This window comes from Streptomyces kanamyceticus (assembly GCF_008704495.1).
Taxonomy (GTDB): domain Bacteria; phylum Actinomycetota; class Actinomycetes; order Streptomycetales; family Streptomycetaceae; genus Streptomyces; species Streptomyces kanamyceticus.
Map to the genome: position 1 here is coordinate 3,503,772 of NZ_CP023699.1, position 19,509 is coordinate 3,523,280.

The 19,509-nt window shown below is 70.3% G+C and carries 18 protein-coding genes; 10 read left to right on the forward strand and 8 right to left on the reverse strand.

The window, feature by feature from the left end; translation table 11 throughout:
- Positions 1-417: 417 nt before the first annotated feature.
- The 4 genes from CP970_RS14135 to CP970_RS14150 form a co-directional block, all read right to left on the reverse strand.
- Positions 418-1,032 (reverse strand): GNAT family N-acetyltransferase, encoded by a 615-nt coding sequence (locus CP970_RS14135; RefSeq protein WP_055557206.1) that lies wholly within the window; start codon positions 1,030-1,032, stop codon positions 418-420.
- 177 nt (positions 1,033-1,209) lie between these two features.
- Entirely contained in the window at positions 1,210-2,412 is a 1,203-nt protein-coding gene (locus CP970_RS14140; protein WP_107099142.1) for an IS110 family RNA-guided transposase, read from the reverse strand.
- A gap of 285 nt (positions 2,413-2,697) precedes the next feature.
- The gene (locus CP970_RS14145; protein WP_150493366.1) at positions 2,698-3,873 is read right to left on the reverse strand and encodes a family 2 encapsulin nanocompartment cargo protein polyprenyl transferase; all 1,176 of its coding nucleotides are present in this window, start codon (positions 3,871-3,873) and stop codon (positions 2,698-2,700) included.
- Between the two features lie 114 nt (positions 3,874-3,987).
- Positions 3,988-5,394, reverse strand: a complete 1,407-nt coding sequence (locus tag CP970_RS14150) for a family 2B encapsulin nanocompartment shell protein (protein ID WP_055556593.1) — start codon at positions 5,392-5,394, stop codon at positions 3,988-3,990.
- Positions 5,395-5,578: 184 nt separating this feature from the next.
- Between CP970_RS14150 and CP970_RS14155 the strand changes: the two genes are divergently transcribed.
- The 4 genes from CP970_RS14155 to CP970_RS14170 all read left to right on the forward strand — a co-directional run bounded on the left by CP970_RS14155 (position 5,579) and on the right by CP970_RS14170 (position 10,301).
- On the forward strand, positions 5,579-8,182 hold the full coding sequence (locus CP970_RS14155) for a bifunctional lysylphosphatidylglycerol flippase/synthetase MprF (RefSeq protein WP_055556595.1): 2,604 nt from the start codon (positions 5,579-5,581) through the stop codon (positions 8,180-8,182).
- 101 nt (positions 8,183-8,283) lie between these two features.
- Positions 8,284-8,520 carry a hypothetical protein gene (locus tag CP970_RS14160; RefSeq protein ID WP_055556598.1) on the forward strand — a complete coding sequence of 79 codons (237 nt, stop codon included), beginning with the start codon at positions 8,284-8,286 and terminating at the stop codon, positions 8,518-8,520.
- Between the two features lie 139 nt (positions 8,521-8,659).
- The gene (locus CP970_RS14165) at positions 8,660-9,250 is read left to right on the forward strand and encodes an N-acetylmuramoyl-L-alanine amidase (protein ID WP_150493368.1); all 591 of its coding nucleotides are present in this window, start codon (positions 8,660-8,662) and stop codon (positions 9,248-9,250) included.
- Positions 9,251-9,341: 91 nt separating this feature from the next.
- A complete protein-coding gene (locus tag CP970_RS14170; protein WP_150493370.1) occupies positions 9,342-10,301 on the forward strand; it encodes a 1-aminocyclopropane-1-carboxylate deaminase/D-cysteine desulfhydrase in 960 nt (319 codons plus the stop codon).
- Here CP970_RS14170 and CP970_RS14175 read toward each other — a convergent pair.
- Positions 10,280-11,878 (reverse strand): Na+/H+ antiporter, encoded by a 1,599-nt coding sequence (locus tag CP970_RS14175; protein ID WP_055551727.1) that lies wholly within the window; start codon positions 11,876-11,878, stop codon positions 10,280-10,282. The genes CP970_RS14170 and CP970_RS14175 overlap by 22 nt on opposite strands.
- 46 nt (positions 11,879-11,924) lie before the next feature.
- Between CP970_RS14175 and CP970_RS14180 the strand changes: the two genes are divergently transcribed.
- The 3 genes from CP970_RS14180 to CP970_RS14190 all read left to right on the forward strand — a co-directional run bounded on the left by CP970_RS14180 (position 11,925) and on the right by CP970_RS14190 (position 13,886).
- Entirely contained in the window at positions 11,925-12,185 is a 261-nt protein-coding gene (locus tag CP970_RS14180) for a UBP-type zinc finger domain-containing protein (protein WP_055551725.1), read from the forward strand.
- A 259-nt stretch (positions 12,186-12,444) separates the two neighbouring features.
- Complete coding sequence (locus CP970_RS14185; protein ID WP_030780840.1) at positions 12,445-12,858, forward strand: ATP-binding protein; 414 nt, start codon at positions 12,445-12,447, stop codon at positions 12,856-12,858.
- Positions 12,855-13,886, forward strand: coding sequence for an RNA polymerase sigma factor SigF (locus tag CP970_RS14190; RefSeq protein WP_079043789.1), 1,032 nt, complete (start codon positions 12,855-12,857; stop codon positions 13,884-13,886). Before CP970_RS14185 ends, CP970_RS14190 begins: the two co-directional genes overlap by 4 nt.
- Positions 13,887-13,929: 43 nt before the next feature.
- Here CP970_RS14190 and CP970_RS14195 read toward each other — a convergent pair whose 3' ends face one another.
- The gene (locus CP970_RS14195; protein WP_055551721.1) at positions 13,930-14,388 is read right to left on the reverse strand and encodes a hypothetical protein; all 459 of its coding nucleotides are present in this window, start codon (positions 14,386-14,388) and stop codon (positions 13,930-13,932) included.
- Positions 14,389-14,468: 80 nt separating this feature from the next.
- On the opposite strand from CP970_RS14195, the gene CP970_RS14200 reads away from it, so the two are divergent.
- On the forward strand, positions 14,469-15,437 hold the full coding sequence (locus CP970_RS14200; protein WP_055551718.1) for a diacylglycerol/lipid kinase family protein: 969 nt from the start codon (positions 14,469-14,471) through the stop codon (positions 15,435-15,437).
- A gap of 316 nt (positions 15,438-15,753) precedes the next feature.
- On the forward strand, positions 15,754-16,011 hold the full coding sequence (locus tag CP970_RS14205; protein ID WP_016639615.1) for a WhiB family transcriptional regulator: 258 nt from the start codon (positions 15,754-15,756) through the stop codon (positions 16,009-16,011).
- 182 nt (positions 16,012-16,193) lie between these two features.
- Here CP970_RS14205 and CP970_RS14210 read toward each other — a convergent pair whose 3' ends face one another.
- A complete protein-coding gene (locus CP970_RS14210; protein WP_055551716.1) occupies positions 16,194-17,660 on the reverse strand; it encodes a sensor histidine kinase in 1,467 nt (488 codons plus the stop codon).
- A gap of 355 nt (positions 17,661-18,015) precedes the next feature.
- Positions 18,016-18,633 carry a TetR/AcrR family transcriptional regulator gene (locus CP970_RS14215; protein WP_055551714.1) on the reverse strand — a complete coding sequence of 206 codons (618 nt, stop codon included), beginning with the start codon at positions 18,631-18,633 and terminating at the stop codon, positions 18,016-18,018.
- 106 nt (positions 18,634-18,739) lie between these two features.
- On the opposite strand from CP970_RS14215, the gene CP970_RS14220 reads away from it, so the two are divergent.
- Complete coding sequence (locus CP970_RS14220; protein WP_055551711.1) at positions 18,740-19,498, forward strand: SDR family oxidoreductase; 759 nt, start codon at positions 18,740-18,742, stop codon at positions 19,496-19,498.
- Positions 19,499-19,509: the final 11 nt, after the last annotated feature.

The following is a 19,509-nucleotide window of genomic DNA, read 5'->3' on the forward strand; positions in this document are numbered from 1 at the left end:
CATCCGACACACCCTCACCGCCGGGCACGCCTTCACCGCCGGGCACGCCTTCACCGCCGGACGAATCCGTATCACCAGACCCCGGGGACCCCCCGGCCCCCTCAGCGCCCCGCCGCCCCTTGGACCTGACGCGCGAGGGGGAATGCCCATGCCCGCGACGCCGCACGGCGGGCTCCCCGCTCTCCTCGTCCACGACGTACGCCTCGCACTCCGCGTTGCGGCACGGCCCGGGCCCCCACGCGGGGACGAACACCCCGAGAACTTTGCGCCGCCGGATCGCCGTACCCACGATCTGCCCACAGCACCCGCACACAGGTTCGCCCTGCGCTCCGGGGCCTGCCGGATCTGCCCCGCCCCCATCACTGCCCATGTCATCAGGCTATTCCGGCCACGAACAGCGAGACAGCCCCCGCGACGTCAGGCGCTGACCCCGCCCACAACTCCCCTCGGCTCACGCCACATCGGCCACATGCGCGGGCCGTCGGGCAGGTCCAGCGTCGTCCCCATGAAGACGAACCCGAGCCGCGCGTACAGATCGCGGCTGCGCGCGTTGCTCGCTTCGAGGTAGGCGTGCAGCCCGTCGCGGTCACACCGCTCGAGAACGGCGTTGACCAACTCCGATCCGAGCCCCTCGCCCTGCCGCCCGGGCCGCACGGCGATCATGTGCAGATACTCGTGTGCCCGGTCGGTCGGGTGGATCGCGTCCGTCAACCGCCCGATGAGCTCGACGCGTTCGTTCGCGGGATCCACCGCCTCGCGCAACAACGCGGGCCCGTCCTCCTCCCCCTCGGCCACCCCGCCGGGCACCGACCACCACAGGGCGGCGGCGTCGCCGTCCTCGGTCACATCGACGTACCCCTCGGCGAGCGCGAGATCGAAGAAGGCCCCCATCAACCCGCCGTGCATACGCAGCCGATGCTCCTCACCGGGAAACACCCAACTGCTCACCGGGTCCCGCATGAACGCCTCGTCGAGCAGCCGGACGATGTCCGCCCGATCGGCCACGCCGCCCCGCCGTATCGCCACACCCACAACCCGCCCCTTACCTCAGACGCACCCAGCGGCTGCAGCCTAAGCGATCGCTCCCCACACCCCTCACGTGCGACGGGAGCCCTCTCGCGGAGCAAGGAGCAAGGAGCAAGGACGGGCATACCGCCGCGACCACACCGGGCTCACCCCACACACGGGGGGGTGCCTCTATGACTTCGGTCAAGGGGCAACGGGGGTTGGTGGTTGGTAGAAGGTCCCGTCGCGGAGCATCGCGAAGAGCACGTCGGCTCGGCGTCGGGCGAGGCAGAGGAGGGCCTGGGTGTGATGCTTGCCTTCCTTGATCTTCTTGTCGTAGTAGGTGCGGGAGGCGGGATCGGACAGGGCGGCGAACGCGGAGAGGAAGAAAGCCCGCTTGAGCTGCTTGTTCCCTCTCCTGGACTGCTGTTCGCCGCGGATCGAGGAGCCCGAGCTGCGGGTCGTCGGCGCGAGTCCCGCATAGGCGGCGAGGTGGGCGGCTGAGGGGAACCTGGTGCCGTCGCCGACGTCGATGAGGAGGCGGGCCGCGGTCCTGACGCCGACGCCGGGCATCGACGTCAGGACCTGGGAAAGAGGGTGTGTCTCCAGCAGCTCGTCGAGTCGTTTCTCCAGCAGACGGCGCTGGTCGAGCACGGCGGTCAGGGACCGGGCGAGGCTGGGAACGATCAGTGCGGCCGCCTCGGTGCCCGGGACGACGACGGTCTGTTCGTCGAGCGCGGTGAAGACGTCCTCGGTCAGACGGGCCGCCATCCGCGGAGCCTTGGGCCGCAGCAGGTGGGTGACCTTGCGGCGTCCGGTCTGGCGGATCTGGGCGGGCGAGCCCAACCTCTCCAGCAGGACCAGGACGGCCGGGTGCTGCATGCGCGGGCCGAGCACCCGCTCCAGGTGCGGGTGGACCTGCGTGAACAGGCCGCGGAGCCGGTTGGAGAGCCGGTTGGCCTCAGCGACCAGGTCGTCGTCGAACCCGACGAGCATCTCCAGCTCGGCGACGGTCTCGTCGTCCAGCTCGATGGAGCGAAGCGTGTGCGGCATCGCCCTGGCGGCGTCGGCGATGATGAACGCGTCGCGGGCATCGGTCTTGGCTTCGCCCGGATAGAGGTCGGCGATCCGCCGCATCGTCAGTCCGGGCAGATAGGCGACCTGGCAGCCGACGGCTCGGGCAACGGCCAGCGGCAGGGCTCCGATGGAGGCCGGCTGGTCGACGACCACAAGCACGATGCCGTGCTTGGCCTGGAGTTTCGTGAAGACCTCGCGGAGCTTGGGTTCGCTGTTGGGCAGGCGTTTGTCGAGGGCCTTCTTCCCGGCCGATGTGACAGCGGTGGCGTGGTGTTCGCCCTTGCCGACGTCCAGGCCGAGGAAGACGTCGATGTCGCTGATGTCGATCACGTCGTGGTTCCTTCGGTGCTGTTCACCCGGCCTCGCCACGGCACTGATCGCCACATCCACATTACGAAGAGCCTCCCGACCTGGGGAAAGGCCGGTGGTCATGCCTCTAATCAGCGGTCTGTCAGTGCCTTCGGAGCCGGTGACACCACCCCCCGGGCCATGCACTCGACAAGGGGAGGTAGTCATGCCAACTCCGAAGGCCGGTAGTCCCGTTGCGGGACTACGAGAACGGTAATGGGGGGGGGCAAACCACGAACCGTTCACCGCACAAGCGCCCCCGCCACCTCAGTACGTACGCCGAGTGACGAACTCCGCGAGCGCCAACAACCCACCCGCGGCCTCCGGATCGGGCACGGCCCGGGCCAACTGCCCCACCGCCCGGGACATCCGATCGGCCGCATGCACCTGCGCCCAATCCCGCCCCCCGGCCCTCTCCACCGCCCCGGCAACCCGCGCCAACTCCCCCTCTCCCAAACCGACATCAGCCCCACCACCGGAACCAGCACCGGAACCGGCCCCCGCACCGCGCCCCGCCACCCTCCCGTACAACTCGGCCAGCTCCCCCGCAGCCGCCGTCCCCGACCCCAACGCGGCAACCACGGGCAACGACTTCCTCCGAGCCGCGAGATCCGCCCCCGCGGGCTTCCCGGTCCGTCGCGGATCTCCCCAGATCCCGATGACGTCGTCGATGAGCTGGAACGCCAGCCCGGCCTCGCGCCCGAACCCGTCGAGCGCCTCGACCTCCTCACAGCCCGCCCCCGCGTACACCGCCCCCAGCGCACACGCGCACCCGAGCAACGCCCCCGTCTTGGCCTCGGCCATCGCGAGGCACTCGTCGAGCGTGACCTCATCGGGCCCGCGCCGCTCCAGCGCACAGTCCGCGTGCTGCCCCGCACAGAGCTCCACGACGCACGCGGCCAGGCGGGCGGCCGCCACCGAGGCCCCGGGATGGGGATCCTCTGCGAGCAGCCGCTGCGCCAGCGCCTGCAAGGCGTCTCCGGCGAGGATCGCGTCGGCGTCACCGAACACGGTCCACGCGGCGGGCCGGTGGCGACGCGTGGTGCCGCGGTCCATCACGTCGTCGTGCAGCAACGTGAAGTTGTGGACCAACTCCACGGCCGCCGCGGCCCGCACGGCCATCGCGGGCTCCCCACCGAGCGCCCGCACCGCGGCGAGCACGAGCGCGGGCCTGATGGCCTTGCCCGCGTGCCCGGCCGCGGCCGTACCGTCCGCGTGCTCCCACCCGAAGTGGTAGAGCACGACCCGGCGCATGGACCCGGGCAGCGAGTCCACGGCCCGGCGAAGCTCCGGATCGACGCAGAGCCGCGCGGCCGCCAATATCTCACCGGCCTCACGCTCCCCACCCGCTTCCGAGCCCGAGCGGAACCGCGAACCAGAACCCGGCCCCGAACTCGATCCCGACCCCGACCCCGAACCCCTGTCCATCGTCGTGTCCGTCATGGACTCACCCCGAAAAGGATGTGGACGGTGGCGTTTCCTCGGCCTGTGGGCGCGTACGAAGGGCATGTACCCCGTGCGCCGAGCACGAACACGGTCACGGCCACGACCGCTCACTCACCTCCAGCGGCCGATCTCGACGTTCTCCAGCACACCGAGCGCGTCCGGCACGAGCACTGCGGCGGAGTAGTAGGTGGACACCAGGTACGAGATGATCGCCTGCTCGCTGATGCCCATGAACCGCACGGACAGGCTCGGCTCGATCTCGTCCGGGATGCCCGTCTGGTGCAGCCCGACGACGCCCTGCTCGTCCTCTCCCGTACGCATGCAGATGATGGACGTCGTCCGCGCCTCGGTGACCGGGATCTTGTTGCACGGGTAGATCGGCACGCCGCGCCAGGTCGGGATCCGGTTGCCGCCCACGTCGATGGTCTCGGGGACGAGTCCGCGCTTGTTGAGCTCACGGCCGAACGCGGAGATCGCGCGCGGGTGGGCGAGGAAGAGCTTGGATCCGCGCCTGCGGCTGAGCAGTTCGTCCAGGTCGTCCGGGCTGGGCACGCCGTCGTGCGGCTGGATGCGCTGGTCGTACTCGCAGTTGTTCAGGAGCCCGAACTCGCGGTTGTTGACGAGCTCGTGCTCCTGGCGCTCCTTGAGCGCCTCGACCGTCAGCCGCAGCTGCTGCTCGGTCTGGTTCATCGGCTGGTTGTAGAGGTCGGCCACGCGCGTGTGGATGCGCAGCACGGTCTGGGCGACGCTCAACTCGTATTCGCGCGGGGACGATTCGTAGTCGACGAAGGTGCCGGGCAGCACCGCTTCGCCGACGTGGCCCGCGGAGAGGTCGATGGGCGCCTCGCCGAACGTGTTGGTGCGCTGCGTCGGCATGGAGCGCAGCCGCTGGAGGTGGGCGCGCAGCGACTCCGAGCGCCCCGCGACCTCTTCGAGGTCCTGGCGGGGCAGCGCGAGGACGGTGCACGCGGTCACCGCGCGCGTGGTGTACTCCCAGATCGACTCGGCGTCGAGGAGCGCCTGCTCGCCGAAGTAGGCGCCGTCGGCGAACGTCCCGAGCACCGTGTCGTCGCCGTAGGGGCCCGCGCCGACCTTCTCGACGCGGCCGTGCGCGAGCAGGAACACCTCGTTCGCCGCGCTGCCGAAGAAGGCCAGGACCTCACCCGCGGCGAATTCACGCTGGCGGCAGCGCTGCGCGAGCTCCCCGAGCACTTCCTGGTCCTCGAAGTTCCGCAGCATCGGCAGCTCACCGAGCTCGGCGGGGATGACCTGCACCTGGTCCCCCGTCTTCACGAAGGTCACCCGGCCGTCGCCCACCGAGTAGCTCAGCCTTCGGTTCACCCGGTACGTACCGCCCTGTACCTGCACCCATGGCAGCATCCGCAGCAGCCAGCGGGAGCTGATCTCCTGCATCTGCGGTGCCGACTTGGTGGTGGTGGCCAGATTCCGTGCGGCCGACGTGCCGAGACTCTGCTGCGGCTGCTCCGACTCGGCACGGATCTCTTCGCCTACCGACATTGGCTATGCCCTCCCCAGTTACCCACGGTGATCTCGGCAGCCCAGCCTTCCAGCACTCAGCGTGCCCGCGCCATTACACAAACGAGCGGGAATGGATCTCCCCTCGGCTGGGCAGGGCGGGCGTTTCCACTCGTTCGGCCCAGCTCGGGATGTGTCGGACCCCGCCGACTGGTGGGCTCGGGAGATGACCACCTCCGAGGCATCCGCAGCCGCCGCGGAGGATCCGGCTCCGTCGGCCCCGCTCGCGCCGCCGGGCGAGCGGGGCCCGGTGCGCTGGCTGCGCGCCATCGGCCGGGCCTTCGAACCGGTCCGCCGCGCGCCGGTCACCGTGTTCGCCGTCGTCGCGCTGTGGGCGGTGGGCGCGTTCACGGGCAGCCTCGGCGGCGGCCCGCCCGAGGCGCTCCTGACCGACGTGGGCGTGGGGGTGCCCGCGTTCGCGGACGGCCGCTGGTGGACGCCGCTGACGGCGGTCCTGTGGTGTTCGGGGATCGGCAACTACATCGGATCCACGCTGTTGTTGCTGCTGCTCGGCTCGGCTGCCGAGCAGCGCATGGGTTCGCTGCGCACCGGCGTCGTGCTGTTCCTCGGACAGGTGCTCGGCTCGCTGCTCGGCACCGCGGTCGTCAAGCTCGGCTCGCTGGCGGGCGAGGACTGGCTCGACGGGCTCGCGCGGGACCTGACGGCGACGCCCGGCATCGCCGCCTGCGCCGTCGGCGCCTTCCTCAGCTTCCGGCTCAGCGCCCTGTGGCGGCGCAGGCTCCAGCTGATCCTGATCGTCTTCCCGCTGATGCTCGCGCTGTACGTCGGCCACCTCCAGAACGTCCTCGTCCTGGCCGGCACGGTCGTCGGTCTGGCGCTCGGCGCGCTCGCGCACCGCGAGACGCACCGGCTTCGGATGCCGCACGCCTCGCACGCGGAGGGCCGGGTCCTGGTCGCCCTGGTGGTGGCGGCCTCCGCCATCGGCCCGCTCGTCGCCACGCTCTACAAGGACTCGCTCGGCCCCTTCAACGTCCTCGATCTGTACGTCTCGGGCGGCCCGAGCGCCCAGGAGATCGCCGACGCCTGCGTGCGAGCGGGCACGGAGTGCGCCCGCATCCGCGCCGAGGACCACTTCTACGGCTCCCCCGCGATGCTCATGGGCATCGCCATCCCGCTGCTGCTCCTCGTCCTCGCCGAGGGGCTGCGGCGCGGTCTGCGGCTCTCCTGGCGGATCACGGTGGCCGCGCAGCTGCTGTGGCTCGGGCTCATGGCGTACCTGCTGAGCGACGTCGTCTCGCACGCGGACCGCTACGTCCTGGAGGGCAGCGACCAGGCGGATCAGAAGGCCGCGATGATCCAGGCGGTCGTCGAGCAGATGCTGCTGCCGCTGCTGGTCCTCGTGCTGCTCCTCCTCGCCCGGGGACTCTTCGACCAGCGCCTCGCCCGGGCCACCGTGACCTGGCTCCTGGGGACCGTCGGCGGCGCGCTGCTGCTGGCCTGTCTCGCCTATGTGGGCATCGGCTACGCGGTGCGCGACCAGTTCACGCCCGACGCGACGTTCTCGAAGCTGGTGTCGGGCCTGCCCACCCAGTTCTTCCCGCCCAGCTACGAACCGTTCTTCTTCCAGGGCCAGGCCCCCGTCCCGGTCGGCGGCACCGCGCTCGCGCTGTACGAGTACTGCGGAATGCTCTTCTGGGTGGTCACCCTGATCGCCCTCTTCGTGGCGTTCCGGCGGCCCCTGACGCACGCCGACGACGAAGCGGCCACGCACGCGCGTGCCCTGCTTTCGGCGCACGGCGGCTCCACGCTCTCGTATCTGACGACCTGGCCGGGCAACCACTACTGGTTCGCCGCGGACGGCCGGGCCGCGGTCGCCTACCGGGTGCACTCCACGGTCGCGCTCACCACGGGCGACCCCTTCGGCGAGACGTCCGCGCGCGCGGACGCGATCGACGGCTTCGCCGAGTACTGCGACGAACGCGGCTGGACCCCCTGCTTCTACAGCGTCACGGCCGAGGCCAAGGCCCGTACGGACGCGTTGGGCTGGAGTGCGGTGCAGGTCGCGGAGGACACCGTCGTACCGCTCGCGGAGCTGGCCTTCACGGGCAAGAAGTGGCAGGACGTCCGCACGGCCCTGAACAAGGCCAAGAAGGAGGGCATCACCGCCGAATGGCACTCCTTCCCCGACGCGCCGATCGCCCTGACGGACCAGGTCCGCTCGATCTCCGAGGAGTGGGTGGCCGACAAGGGGCTGCCGGAGATGGGCTTCACGCTCGGTGGCCTCGACGAGCTCGATGATCCGCACGTGCGCTGTCTGCTCGCCGTCGACGAGGACCGCACGGTGCACGGCATCACGAGCTGGATGCCGGTCTACGGAGACGTCGACACACGCGAGGACGGGGCCGGGCCGCGTCCGGTGGGCTGGACCCTGGACTTCATGCGGCGCCGCTCCGACGGTTTCCGCGGCTCGATGGAGTTCCTGATCGCGTCGGCGGCACTCGGCTTCAAGGAGGAGGGCGCCGCGTTCCTGAGCCTCTCCGGAGCGCCGCTGGCCCGCTCCGACACCGGCGAGCCGCCCGCCGCCCTGCAGCGCCTCCTGGACCACGCGGGCCGCGTCCTGGAGCCGGTCTACGGATTCCGTTCGCTGCTGAACTTCAAGGCGAAGTTCCAGCCGCGGTACCACCCGATGTACATGTGCTACCCGGATCCGGCGGCCCTGCCCAACATCACCCGGGCGATCGGCAAGGCGTATCTGCCGCACATGAAGCCCTCCCAGGGGGTACGCCTGATGCGCAAGCTCACGGCGTAGCCGCACAGGAGCGGGGAACTACAAGATCCGCGCACCCGTTGAACCACACGCGGGGCAACGGCCCCACCCGCATCCACCGCACCGACCGGCAGGAGACAGCAATGGCAGGCTTCCTGGATCGCGCCAAGGAACAGGCGCAGAGCGCCCTCGCGCAGGGCAAGCAGAAGGTCGACGAGGTCCAGGAGAAGCGCGCGGGCGACGCCCTCCTGAAGAAGCTGGGCGCCGCGTACTACGCGGAGCGCCGGGGCACCGGATCCCCCCAGGCCACCCAGCAGGCACTGGAGGCCCTGGAGAGCCACGTCGCGGCCAACGGTGACGGTTTCCTGCACGGCAACTGACCGGATCGACTCGCACGGTGCCCGAACAGCCACCGGATTACTTCCGAACAACTGGTCCGGGCACCGGAGTTCCGGTACAAGCAGGGCGTACGAGGCGGACCGCGACCGGCGGCCGTCGCGCCTTGCAAAGGAGACGGTCATGGCCCCACCCATGTCCGCTGGCAGGTTCCTGGACATCCTGCGAGACGAAGGCGTGACCGTCGTCGAGGTAGGCGACTGGGAGCACCACAACCGCAACCACAAGGGCCCCTGGGGTCCGGTGCACGGCGTCGTGATCCACCACACGGTGACGTCGGGCAGCCAGCGCACGGTGGAGATCTGTCGCGACGGATACGCGTCGCTGCCCGGCCCGCTCTGCCACGGCGTCATCACCAAGGACGGCCGCGTCCACCTGGTCGGCTACGGCCGCGCCAACCACGCGGGGCTCGGCGACGACGACGTCCTGCGCGCCGTGATCGCCGAGAAGCGGCTGCCGCCCGACAACGAGGCGAACACCGACGGCAACCGCTACTTCTACGGCTTCGAGTGCGAGAACCTCGGCGACGGCGAGGACCCCTGGCCCGACGAGCAGCTGGAGGCGATCGAGAAGGTCTCGGCCGCGATCTGCCGCCACCACGGCTGGACGGAGCGCTCGGTCATCGGCCACCTGGAGTGGCAGCCGGGCAAGGTGGACCCGCGCGGCTTCACCATGGACTGGATGAGGGACCGGATCGAAGAGCGCCTCAAGTAGCCCAAGGGAAACAGCCCACGAGAAACACCCCACGGGGAGCCCGGCGCGGGGCTCCCCTGCCGGACGGCATGCCCCGGGGGACAATGGCTGAGTGCGCCCCACCCCGCCCGTCACACCCGCCCCGGCCGCCCTGCGGCCCCGGCTGCCGTCGCCGCTGCAGCACGTCGACGACGACCGTTTCACCCGCCACGGCGTGCGGCTGCGACTCAAGCGGGACGACCTGATCCACCCGGACCTGGCCGGCAACAAGTACCGCAAGCTCGTCCTGAACCTGGCGGCGGCGACCGGCGCGGGCCACGACACCCTGCTCACCTTCGGCGGCGCCTACTCCAACCACCTGCGCGCCACCGCCGCGGCGGGCCGTCTCCTCGGGCTCGCCACGATCGGCGTGGTGCGCGGCGACGAGCTCGCCGGGCGTCCCCTGAACCCGTCCCTGGCCCGTTGCGTGTCCGACGGCATGCGGCTGCGCTTCGTCGACAGGGCGACGTACCGCCGCAAGCACGAGCCCGGAACGCTGGCCGAGCTCCTGGGCGCGGCGGGCGCCCGCGACGCGTACGTGATCCCGGAAGGCGGCAGCAACTCCCTTGCCGTCCGCGGCTGTACCGCGCTGGGCGAGGAGCTGCGCGAGAGCACCGACGTGGCGGCCGTGGCCTGTGGCACCGGCGGCACCCTGGCGGGCCTGGCCGCCGGGCTCGGCCCCGACCGGCAGGCCGTCGGCATACCGGTCCTCAAGGGCGACTTCCTGGGCCCCGAGATACGGGCCCTGCAGCGCGGCACGTTCGGCGCCCCGACCGCCAACTGGCACCTGGACGACCGCTTCCACTGCGGCGGTTACGCCCGCACCACCCCCGAACTCATCGCCTTCGCCGAGGACTTCGAGGACCGGCACGGCCAGGCACTCGGCCTCTCCGTGGAGCGCCTTTACGTCGCCAAGCTCCTGTACGCGCTGACCGCCCTCTCCGAAGAGGGCGCCTTCCGGCCCGGGACCCGCCTCACCGCCGTGATCACCGGTGCGCGCGAGGACCTGGCTCAGTCCTCGACCTCCCGGTAGGCCGCCGCCTCCTCCAGGTCCAGCTTGCGCAGCAGTGTCCGCATCATCTCGTCGTCGATGCGCCGCTCGTCCCGCATCTTCACGAAGACCTCCCGCTCCGCGGCGATCGCCTCGCGCGCCAGCCTGCGGTAGGTGTCGTCCGCCGACTCCCCCGTGACGGGGTTCGGTTGGCCGAGCCGCTCCCACACGGAGTTGCGGCGCCGCTCCAGAACGGTCCGCAGACGGTCCTGGAGGGGCGGAGGAAGGCAGTTGCGACGGTCCCGCATGAGTTCCTCCACCCGCGCCTCCGCGGCCTGCGAGGCGGCGTTCTGCGCCTGCGCCTCCGCGAGGGTCTGCGCCTGCGCGTCCCGTCCGGGCAGTTTCAGGACACGGATCAGCCAGGGCAGCGAGAGCCCCTGCACGACTAGCGTGCCGATCACGGTCGTGAAGGTCAGAAACAAGACAAGATTGCGCGCGGGGAAGGGCTCTCCGTCATCCATGACGAGCGGGATGGAGAAGGCGATCGCCAGCGAGACCACGCCCCGCATCCCGGCCCAGCTGACGATCAGCGGCCGCCGCCAGTCCATGTCGTCCTCGCGCTCCTTGATCCGCGTCGACAGCCACCGGGGCAGATAGGTCGCCGGATACGACCACACGAAGCGCACCAGCACGACGAAGACGAAGACCCCGACCGCGTACCCGACCGCCTGCCCCACGCCGTACTCGCCGAGCCCCTTGAGAACGACGGGCAGTTGGAGCCCGATGAGCGCGAAGACGGCCGACTCCAGGATGAACGCGACGACCCGCCACACCGCGGCCTCCTGCAGCCGCGTCTCGAAGTCGACCTGCCAGGAGCGATGCCCCAGGTAGAGGGCGACGACGACCACGGCGAGCACTCCGGAGGCACCCACTTGTTCCGCGGCCGCGTACGCCACGAAGGGGATGAGCAGCGACAGCGTGTTCTGCAGCATCGCCTCCTTCAGGTGGGTGCGCAGCCAGTGGATCGGCACCATCAGGAGCAGCCCGACGCCGACCCCGCCGACCGCGGCCAGCAGGAACTCCTGGATGCCGCCCGCCCAGCTCGCGCCCTCGCCGACGGCCGCCGCGAGCGCGACCTTGTAGGCGGTGATCGCGGTCGCGTCGTTCACCAGGGACTCGCCCTGGAGGATCGTGGTGATCCGCGAGGGGAGCCCCACCCGGCGCGCGATGGCGGTCGCCGCGACCGCGTCGGGGGGCGCGATGACGGCGCCGAGGACGAGCGCCGCGGTGAGCGGCAGGTCCGGGATGAGCAGATACGCGAGCCAGCCGACGGCGAGCGTGGCGAACAGGACGTAACCGACCGAGAGCAGCGCGACCGGCCTGAGGTTGGCGCGCAGGTCCAGATAGGAGCTCTCCAGGGCGGCCGTGTGCAGCAGCGGCGGCAGGATCAGCGGCAGCACCACGTGCGGATCGAGGTGGTAGTCGGGCACTCCGGGGACGTAGGCGGCGATGAGCCCCGCCCCGACCAGGAGCAGCGGCGCCGGCACCGGAGTCCTGCGCGCGGCCCCGGCCACCACCGCGCTCGCCGCGATCAGTGCCACCAGCGGCAATACGTCCATCGCCAGACCCCTCCGCGTTCCTCGTTCCCGTCGTAACCTGGCCATCATGAACGAGTGCTCGCACGTCACAGCGCTGCCGCACCCCGAACCCGAGCCGCTGAGCGAAACGTGCCTCGAGTGCCTCGCGGTCGGCAGCCACCCCGTCCAACTGCGGCTGTGCCTGCTGTGCGGGCACGTGGGCTGCTGCGACTCGTCGCCGTTCCAGCACGCGACGGCGCATTTCAAGGACACCGGACATCCGGTGATGCGCACCTTCGAACCGGGCGAGAGCTGGCGCTGGTGCTTCGTGGACGGTTCGATCGTCTGAGGCCTGGGTACGTCACCTCCCTGTTGAAGTGACGGCCCATACTTTGCAATTGGGCCCGCAGACCCCTAGCCACTGTCCGTACCCGTAGGCTTACTATGAGTGACAGCATCGGGGCGGGGTCTCCGGGACACGGAGCTGGGGAGCGCGGTAGCGTCACCGCAGAACGACGTGGTGCGTTACCCGTGTGACGCAGTCCGGACCCGCCACTGCACGGCAGGCCCGGAGCCCCGAAAGTGCTTGTACCACCTTGGAGGTGAGGGTGTCCCAGATCGCAGGCGAACCCGGGAATCAGGACTTCGTGGAGGTCCGCCTTCCGGCTGCGGGCGCCTACCTGTCGGTGCTGCGGACGGCGACGGCCGGCCTCGCGGCGCGTTTGGACTTCACTCTCGACGAGATCGAGGACCTCCGTATCGCGGTCGACGAGGCCTGCGCGATCCTGCTCCAGCAGGCCGTGCCCGGCTCCGTGCTCAGCTGCGTCTTCCGGCTCGTCGACGACTCACTGGAGGTGACGGTCTCGGCGCCCACGACCGACGGCCGGGCCCCTGAGCGGGACACCTTCGCCTGGACTGTGCTGTCGGCCCTCGCGGGCCAGGTCGACTCCACCGTCGCCGAGGACAACACCGTCTCGATCAGCCTCTACAAGAAGCGCGGCGCGGGACCCGGGCCGGCGTGAGGAACGGGGACGGGCCGGTGCGGGACGAAGAGCGTGGCACACAAGGTCTGCCCGTCGGCGGCAGGGAGGGGACGTCCCGTATGACCACCGGAATCCCCGAGCAGCAGGCCAAGCCGCACCCGGAGGACCCGGGGAAGCCGGGTCCGCTGGCAGCGGCCGATGTGTCGGAGCAGGCAGAGCCGACCGCCAAGGACGAGCTCAGGAAGCTCTCCGGCCGAGGCGGCGGGCGACGGGCGGGAAACATGAGCGAGCACGAGCACGGCCGGCACGATCCACGGGACCGCAGCGGCGCACGCGCGATGTTCATCGAGTTGCGCGCCCTGAAGGACGGCAGTCGGGAGTACGCGGAGCTGCGCAATCAGCTGGTCCGCATGCACCTGCCGCTCGTCGAGCACCTGGCCCGCCGCTTCCGCAACCGCGGCGAGCCGCTCGACGACCTCACCCAGGTCGCCACGATCGGTCTGATCAAGTCGGTGGACCGCTTCGACCCGGAGCGCGGCGTGGAGTTCTCCACGTACGCGACGCCGACGGTCGTCGGCGAGATCAAGCGGCACTTCCGTGACAAGGGGTGGGCGGTCCGCGTGCCGCGGCGTCTGCAGGAGCTGCGGCTCGCGCTGACGACGGCGACCGCCGAGCTCTCCCAGCTGCACGGCCGCTCACCCACCGTGCACGAGCTCGCGGAGAAACTGGCCATCTCCGAAGAGGAGGTCCTGGAGGGCCTGGAGTCGGCGAACGCGTACTCCACGCTGTCCCTGGACGTCCCCGACACGGACGACGAGTCACCGGCCGTCGCGGACACCCTGGGCGCCGAGGACGAGGCCCTGGAGGGCGTCGAGTACCGCGAATCGCTCAAGCCCCTCCTGGAAGACCTGCCGCCGCGCGAGAAGCGCATCCTGCTCCTGCGCTTCTTCGGCAACATGACGCAGTCGCAGATCGCCCAGGAAGTCGGCATCTCCCAGATGCACGTCTCGCGCCTGCTCGCGCGCACGCTCGCACAGCTGCGCGAGAAGCTCCTCGTCGAAGAGTGATGACTCCAGCGGAGCGATGACTCAAGGAGTGATGACTCAGTGACTACTTCTGGTCCTGCACATCGCCGGGGCCCCGGATCCCCAGGGCCTCGGTCGCCGCGGGATTGACCAGGAGTACGAGCGAGGCGATCGCCACGGCCGCGAGCGCGATGCCCGCCGGAATCGCCGCGCTGTCGGCCTGCAGCAGCTGCCAGGCCACCGGCAGCGCCATGATCTGCGTGATGATCGCGGGCCCGCGGCTCCAGCGGCGCAGCTTCAGGAGCCCGCGCGCGGCAAGGAGCGGCAGCAGCGCGAGGACGATCAGCGTGATGCCGCCCGTCTCGGCCTGCCGCGGACTGTCGGGCGACCCCGCGAGCCCCATCACGAGCATGTAGACACCCCCGCCGAGGAGGGCGAGCCCTTCCAGACCGGCGAGTGCCGCCGCGGCGGTCAGCCGTCCGGGACGCGGCCCCGTCTCGGGCGCCTGAGGGGCTTCGGGGGTGGTTTTCCGCTCAGTACTCACTCCAGCAGGGTAGCTCTGCGTAGGCGCGGCCCGGCACCTCGGTCTAGGCCAGGTAAAGACGGCTAGGTAGTCTGCTTCGCATGCGTGCACTCCTCGTGGTCAATCCAGCGGCAACCACCACCAGTGCGCGTACGCGTGATGTCCTGGTCCACGCCCTCGCGAGCGAGATGAAGCTCGAGGCGGTCACTACGGAGTACCGCGGCCACGCCAGGGACCTCGGTCGGCAGGCCGCGGAGAGCAAGGACATCGAGCTGGTCGTCGCCCTCGGTGGCGACGGCACGGTCAACGAGGTCGTCAACGGCCTGCTGCACCACGGCCCCGATCCGGACAGGCTCCCCCGTCTCGCCGTCGTGCCCGGCGGCTCCACCAATGTCTTCGCGCGCGCCCTGGGGCTGCCGAACGACGCCGTAGAGGCCACCGGCGCCCTCCTTGACGCCCTCCGTGAGGGCAGCGAGCGCACGGTGGGTCTCGGCATCGCGGGCGGCACTCCCGGCACGGAGGACGAAGCCGTGCCGTCGCGCTGGTTCACGTTCTGCGCCGGGCTCGGTTTCGACGGCGGCGTGGTCGGCAGGGTCGAACAGCAGCGGGAGCTCGGCAGGCGCTCGACGCACGCCCTCTATGTGCGCCAAGTGCTCCGTCAGTTCATCGACGAGCCCCACCGCAGGCACGGAATGATCACGCTGGAGCGGCCCGGCGAGGACCCGGTGACCGACCTGGTGATGTCCATAGTCTGCAACACCTCCCCCTACTCCTACCTGGGCAATCGCCCCCTGTACGCGTCCCCGCAGGCGTCCTTCGACACGGGCCTCGACGTCCTGGGTCTGAAGAAGCTCTCCACCGCCGCGGTGGCCAGGTACGGCACGCAGCTCCTGACGTCGACGCCGGATCGCGGACCGCACGGTAAGCACGCGGTTACGCTCCACGACCTCACGGACTTCACCTTGCAATCGAAGGTCCCCCTCCCCCTCCAGATGGACGGTGACCACCTAGGGCTGCGGACGAGCGTGACGTTCACAGGCGTACGCCGTGCACTGCGTGTGATTGTGTGAGTGGAAGGGCCTAAAGTCCTTTCACTCGAACGTTTAGGCCAGGGTCCACCCCATAGAAGTACGGCTGTGACCCAGTCGACACTGAGGAATCAAAAAAAACTTTCCTGAAGGGGTTGTATCCGCAGCCGAGGTTTGCGAATCTCTACATGGCGATCGGGACGGCCCGCAACATCGGCCCCACAGAGAGCCAGAACCCCTCCTCCACCACAGGTCCACACCAGGCGACTGGTTGTCGGCCCTTCCCGTGCGGGGGGATTCGTGAAAGCGTTCACATTCACAAGCAACCCGCATGTAATACCAAGGAGAGGTAGCAGCCATGGACTGGCGTCACAACGCCGTTTGCCGCGAGGAAGACCCCGAGCTCTTCTTCCCTATCGGCAACACCGGTCCTGCGCTGCTGCAGATCGAGGAAGCCAAGGCCGTCTGCCGCCGCTGCCCCGTCATGGAGCAGTGCCTGCAGTGGGCGCTCGAGTCCGGCCAGGACTCCGGCGTCTGGGGTGGCCTCAGCGAGGACGAGCGCCGCGCAATGAAGCGCCGCGCCGCTCGCAACCGTGCACGCCAGGCCAGCGCCTGACGACCACGCCCCCTACGAGCCTGAGCTTGGCGGCGCGTACAGCGAGTACGCATCTCCCGCCCCCGAGCCGCAGCCGCGCAGTACCCCCGATGCGCATCGCAACGTGAGCAGTGAGCCCCGGACCACATCGGTCCGGGGCTCACTGCTTTGCCGTGTCCGTTTGCCGCCGCTACGGGCAGCTCCTACTTGTCGCCGCTCACCGGCACGTCGAGGATGACCCGCGTGCCGCGCTCGGGGGCGCGGACCATGTCGAAGGTGCCGCCGAGCTCCCCCTCGACCAGCGTGCGCACGATCTGCAGGCCGAGATTGCCCGAGCGGTGCGGATCGAAGTCGTCGGGCAGGCCGACGCCGTCGTCCTGGACGGTGATCAGCAGCCGCGCCTCCTTGCTCGTGCCGCCGCGCACCGCGGAGACCTCGACCGTGCCGGTGTCCCCCTCGCGGAAGCCGTGCTCCAGGGCGTTCTGCAGGATCTCCGTGAGCACCATGGACAGCGGGGTGGCTACCTCGGCGTCGAGGATCCCGAAGCGGCCGGTGCGCCGGCCCGTCACCTTGCCGGGGGAGATCTCGGCGACCATCGCGAGCACCCGGTCGGCGATCTCGTCGAACTCCACGCGCTCGTCCAGGTTCTGCGAGAGCGTCTCGTGGACGATGGCGATCGAGCCCACCCGTCGTACGGCCTCTTCGAGGGCTTCGCGGCCCGTCGCGGAATCGATACGGCGGGCCTGGAGGCGCAGCAGCGCGGCGACCGTCTGGAGGTTGTTCTTCACCCGGTGGTGGATCTCCCGGATGGTCGCGTCCTTGGTGATCAACTCGCGCTCGCGGCGGCGGAGTTCGGTGACATCGCGCAGGAGTACGAGAGAGCCGATGCGGGGCCCCTTGGGCTTGAGCGGGATCGCGCGGAGCTGGATCACACCGTCGCCGCCCTCGATCTCGAACTCGCGCGGCGCCCAGCCGCTCGCGACCTTGGCGAGCGCCTCGTCCACCGGGCCGCGGGACGGCGCGAGTTCGGCCGTCGCCCTGCCCAGGTGGTGGCCGACGAGGTCGGAGGCGAGACCGAGCCGGTGGTACGCGGAGAGCGCGTTCGGCGACGCGTACTGGACGACGCCGTCGGCGTCGAGCCGCAACAGACCGTCACCCACGCGCGGGGACGCGTCCATGTCGACCTGCTGCCCCGGGAACGGGAACGAACCGGCGGCGATCATCTGTGCGAGGTCGGACGCCGACTGGAGATAGGTCAGCTCCAGACGCGAAGGGGTGCGTACGGTCAGGAGGTTGGTGTTGCGCGCGATGACGCCCAGAACGCGCCCTTCCCTGCGTACGGGGATCGACTCGACCCGCACCGGGACCTCCTCGCGCCACTCCGGGTCCCCCTCGCGCACGATGCGGCCCTCGTCGAGGGCGGCGTCGAGCAGCGGGCGGCGACCGCGCGGGACCAGGTGGCCGACCATGTCGTCCTGGTAGGAGGTGGGGCCGGTGTTCGGCCGCATCTGTGCCACGGAGACGTAGCGGGTGCCGTCGCGCGTGGGGACCCAGAGCACGAGGTCGGCGAAGGAGAGGTCGGAGAGCAGCTGCCACTCCGAGACCAGCAGGTGCAGCCACTCGAGGTCGGAGTCACCGAGGGCGGTGTGCTGGCGTACGAGTTCGTTCATGGAGGGCACGCGTGCGAGCGTACCTTTCGCTTCCCGCGGGGCCACTCCCCCGAGGTTTCCGCCGGTGATCCGGCGGCGCGGCAAGGGGCTCCGCGCTTCCCGACGAGCCGCGGCGCCAGGGCGGGACCCTCAACCCACCCACGGCACCGCAGCCCTTCAGGTGCATCGGCCGCCAGAATGTGCGGTACTGGCCGCCGATCGGGAGGCTCCGGCGCGGTCAGGGCAGAGAGCGCCGGCTCCTCGGTCCACCCTCCTGTGCGGGGAGGGCGGATGCTTTACCCACGCATTGTGGACTAGACCATTCTCCCATGTCTATGCGTCGGCAGATGTTTGTTGTCGTCTCTTCCTCCGAGCGTCAGACGCCATTCTCCGACAGTCGGCCCTGCGGCCACGCGCTCATGGCGAGATCGGCGACCGCCTCCAGATCCTGCCTGGTGGCACCGTCCCTGGCCTGCTGCGACATCCCCTGGAAGACCGCCGCCGTATAGCGGGCCAGGGCGGCGGGATCGGTGTCCGCGGGCAGCTCCCCCGCCGCCACAGCCGCGGCGATGCGGGACTCGATGCCCGCCACGTTGGCGTTCCGCCGCTCGCGGAGGGCCTTTTCCACCTCGGGCGTCGTGCAGTTGGTGGCCGCGGTGATGACGAGGCAGCCGCGGGGGTGGTCCGGGTCGGTGAACTCGGCCGCCGCCTCGTGCAGCATCCGCGACACCGCGCCGCGCGCGGTCGACTCCTCGTCGAAGGCGCGGCCGCCGAAGGCCCCGTGGGTCGCCCCGTACCGCACGACGACCTCGTCGAAGAGCGTGCGCTTGTCGCCGAACGCCGCGTAGAGGCTGGGGGCCCCGATGCCCATGACGCGTGTGAGGTCGGAAACGGACGTCGCCTCGTACCCGTTCTCCCAGAAGGTGCGGATCGCCTGCTCAAGGGCCGTTTCCCGGTCGAAGGAGCGGGGGCGTCCACGCTGTTTCGTCGCCATGGGGTGAATTGTATAGCGGGCGCTAGTAAATGCGATCGGGATCGGGTACGGTTTTTTTCTGTAGCGACCACTAGAGAAATTCCCAGAGGAAGAGGGGGCGCCTGACATGGGTGCATCTGCGGGCAGGCTTGCGGGGAAGACGGCGCTGGTCACGGGCGGTAGCCGGGGCATCGGGCGAGGCATCGCCGAGCGGCTCGGGCGGGACGGGGCGCGGGTCGGCGTGCACTTCGGCAGCAATGAGGTGGCGGCGAAGGAGACCGTGACGGCGATCGAGGCCGCGGGCGGATCGGCCTTCGCGTTCGGCGCCGAGCTGGGGGTGCCCGGTGACGCCGAAGCGTTCTGGACGGAGTTCGACCGGCACGCGGACGGCCTGGACATCCTGGTGAACAACGCGGGCATCGGCCTCTACAGCCACGTGGGCGAGGTCCAGGAGGCGGACTACGACCGCGTGTTCGCGGTCAACGCCAAGGCACTGTTCTTCGTCACCCAGAAGGGACTCGACCGGCTGCGCGGCGGCGGACGGATCATCAACATCTCGTCGGGCGTCACGCGCATCGCCTTCCCGGTCACCGTGGCGTATTCGATGACGAAGGGCGCGGTGAACGTCCTGACGCACACGCTGGCGCAGGAGCTCGGCCCCCGCGGGATCACGGTCAACGCGGTCGCGCCGGGCATCATCGAGACGGAGATGATGGACGGCATCCCCGAGGCACAGCAGGCGGAGATGGCGGGGTATTCGACCTTCGACCGCATAGGCCAGCCCGCCGACGTGGCGGACGTCGTCTCCTTCGTGGCCTCGGACGACGCGCGATGGGTCACCGGCCAGTACATCGACGCGACGGGCGGCTCGATGCTGGGACTGTGACCTGCTGGTCG

What these genes read in the sequence shown, in the direction of transcription:
- CP970_RS14145 (WP_150493366.1), bottom strand. Translation starts at nt 3,873, where the DNA reads ATGACGGACACGACGATGGACAGGGGTTCGGGGTCGGGGTCGGGATCG.
- CP970_RS14150 (WP_055556593.1), bottom strand. Translation starts at nt 5,394, where the DNA reads ATGTCGGTAGGCGAAGAGATCCGTGCCGAGTCGGAGCAGCCGCAGCAG.
- CP970_RS14155 (WP_055556595.1), top strand. Translation starts at nt 5,579, where the DNA reads ATGACCACCTCCGAGGCATCCGCAGCCGCCGCGGAGGATCCGGCTCCG.
- CP970_RS14160 (WP_055556598.1), top strand. Translation starts at nt 8,284, where the DNA reads ATGGCAGGCTTCCTGGATCGCGCCAAGGAACAGGCGCAGAGCGCCCTC.
- CP970_RS14165 (WP_150493368.1), top strand. Translation starts at nt 8,660, where the DNA reads ATGGCCCCACCCATGTCCGCTGGCAGGTTCCTGGACATCCTGCGAGAC.
- CP970_RS14175 (WP_055551727.1), bottom strand. Translation starts at nt 11,878, where the DNA reads ATGGACGTATTGCCGCTGGTGGCACTGATCGCGGCGAGCGCGGTGGTG.
- CP970_RS14180 (WP_055551725.1), top strand. Translation starts at nt 11,925, where the DNA reads ATGAACGAGTGCTCGCACGTCACAGCGCTGCCGCACCCCGAACCCGAG.
- CP970_RS14200 (WP_055551718.1), top strand. Translation starts at nt 14,469, where the DNA reads ATGCGTGCACTCCTCGTGGTCAATCCAGCGGCAACCACCACCAGTGCG.
- CP970_RS14205 (WP_016639615.1), top strand. Translation starts at nt 15,754, where the DNA reads ATGGACTGGCGTCACAACGCCGTTTGCCGCGAGGAAGACCCCGAGCTC.
- CP970_RS14210 (WP_055551716.1), bottom strand. Translation starts at nt 17,660, where the DNA reads ATGAACGAACTCGTACGCCAGCACACCGCCCTCGGTGACTCCGACCTC.
- CP970_RS14215 (WP_055551714.1), bottom strand. Translation starts at nt 18,633, where the DNA reads ATGGCGACGAAACAGCGTGGACGCCCCCGCTCCTTCGACCGGGAAACG.
- CP970_RS14220 (WP_055551711.1), top strand. Translation starts at nt 18,740, where the DNA reads ATGGGTGCATCTGCGGGCAGGCTTGCGGGGAAGACGGCGCTGGTCACG.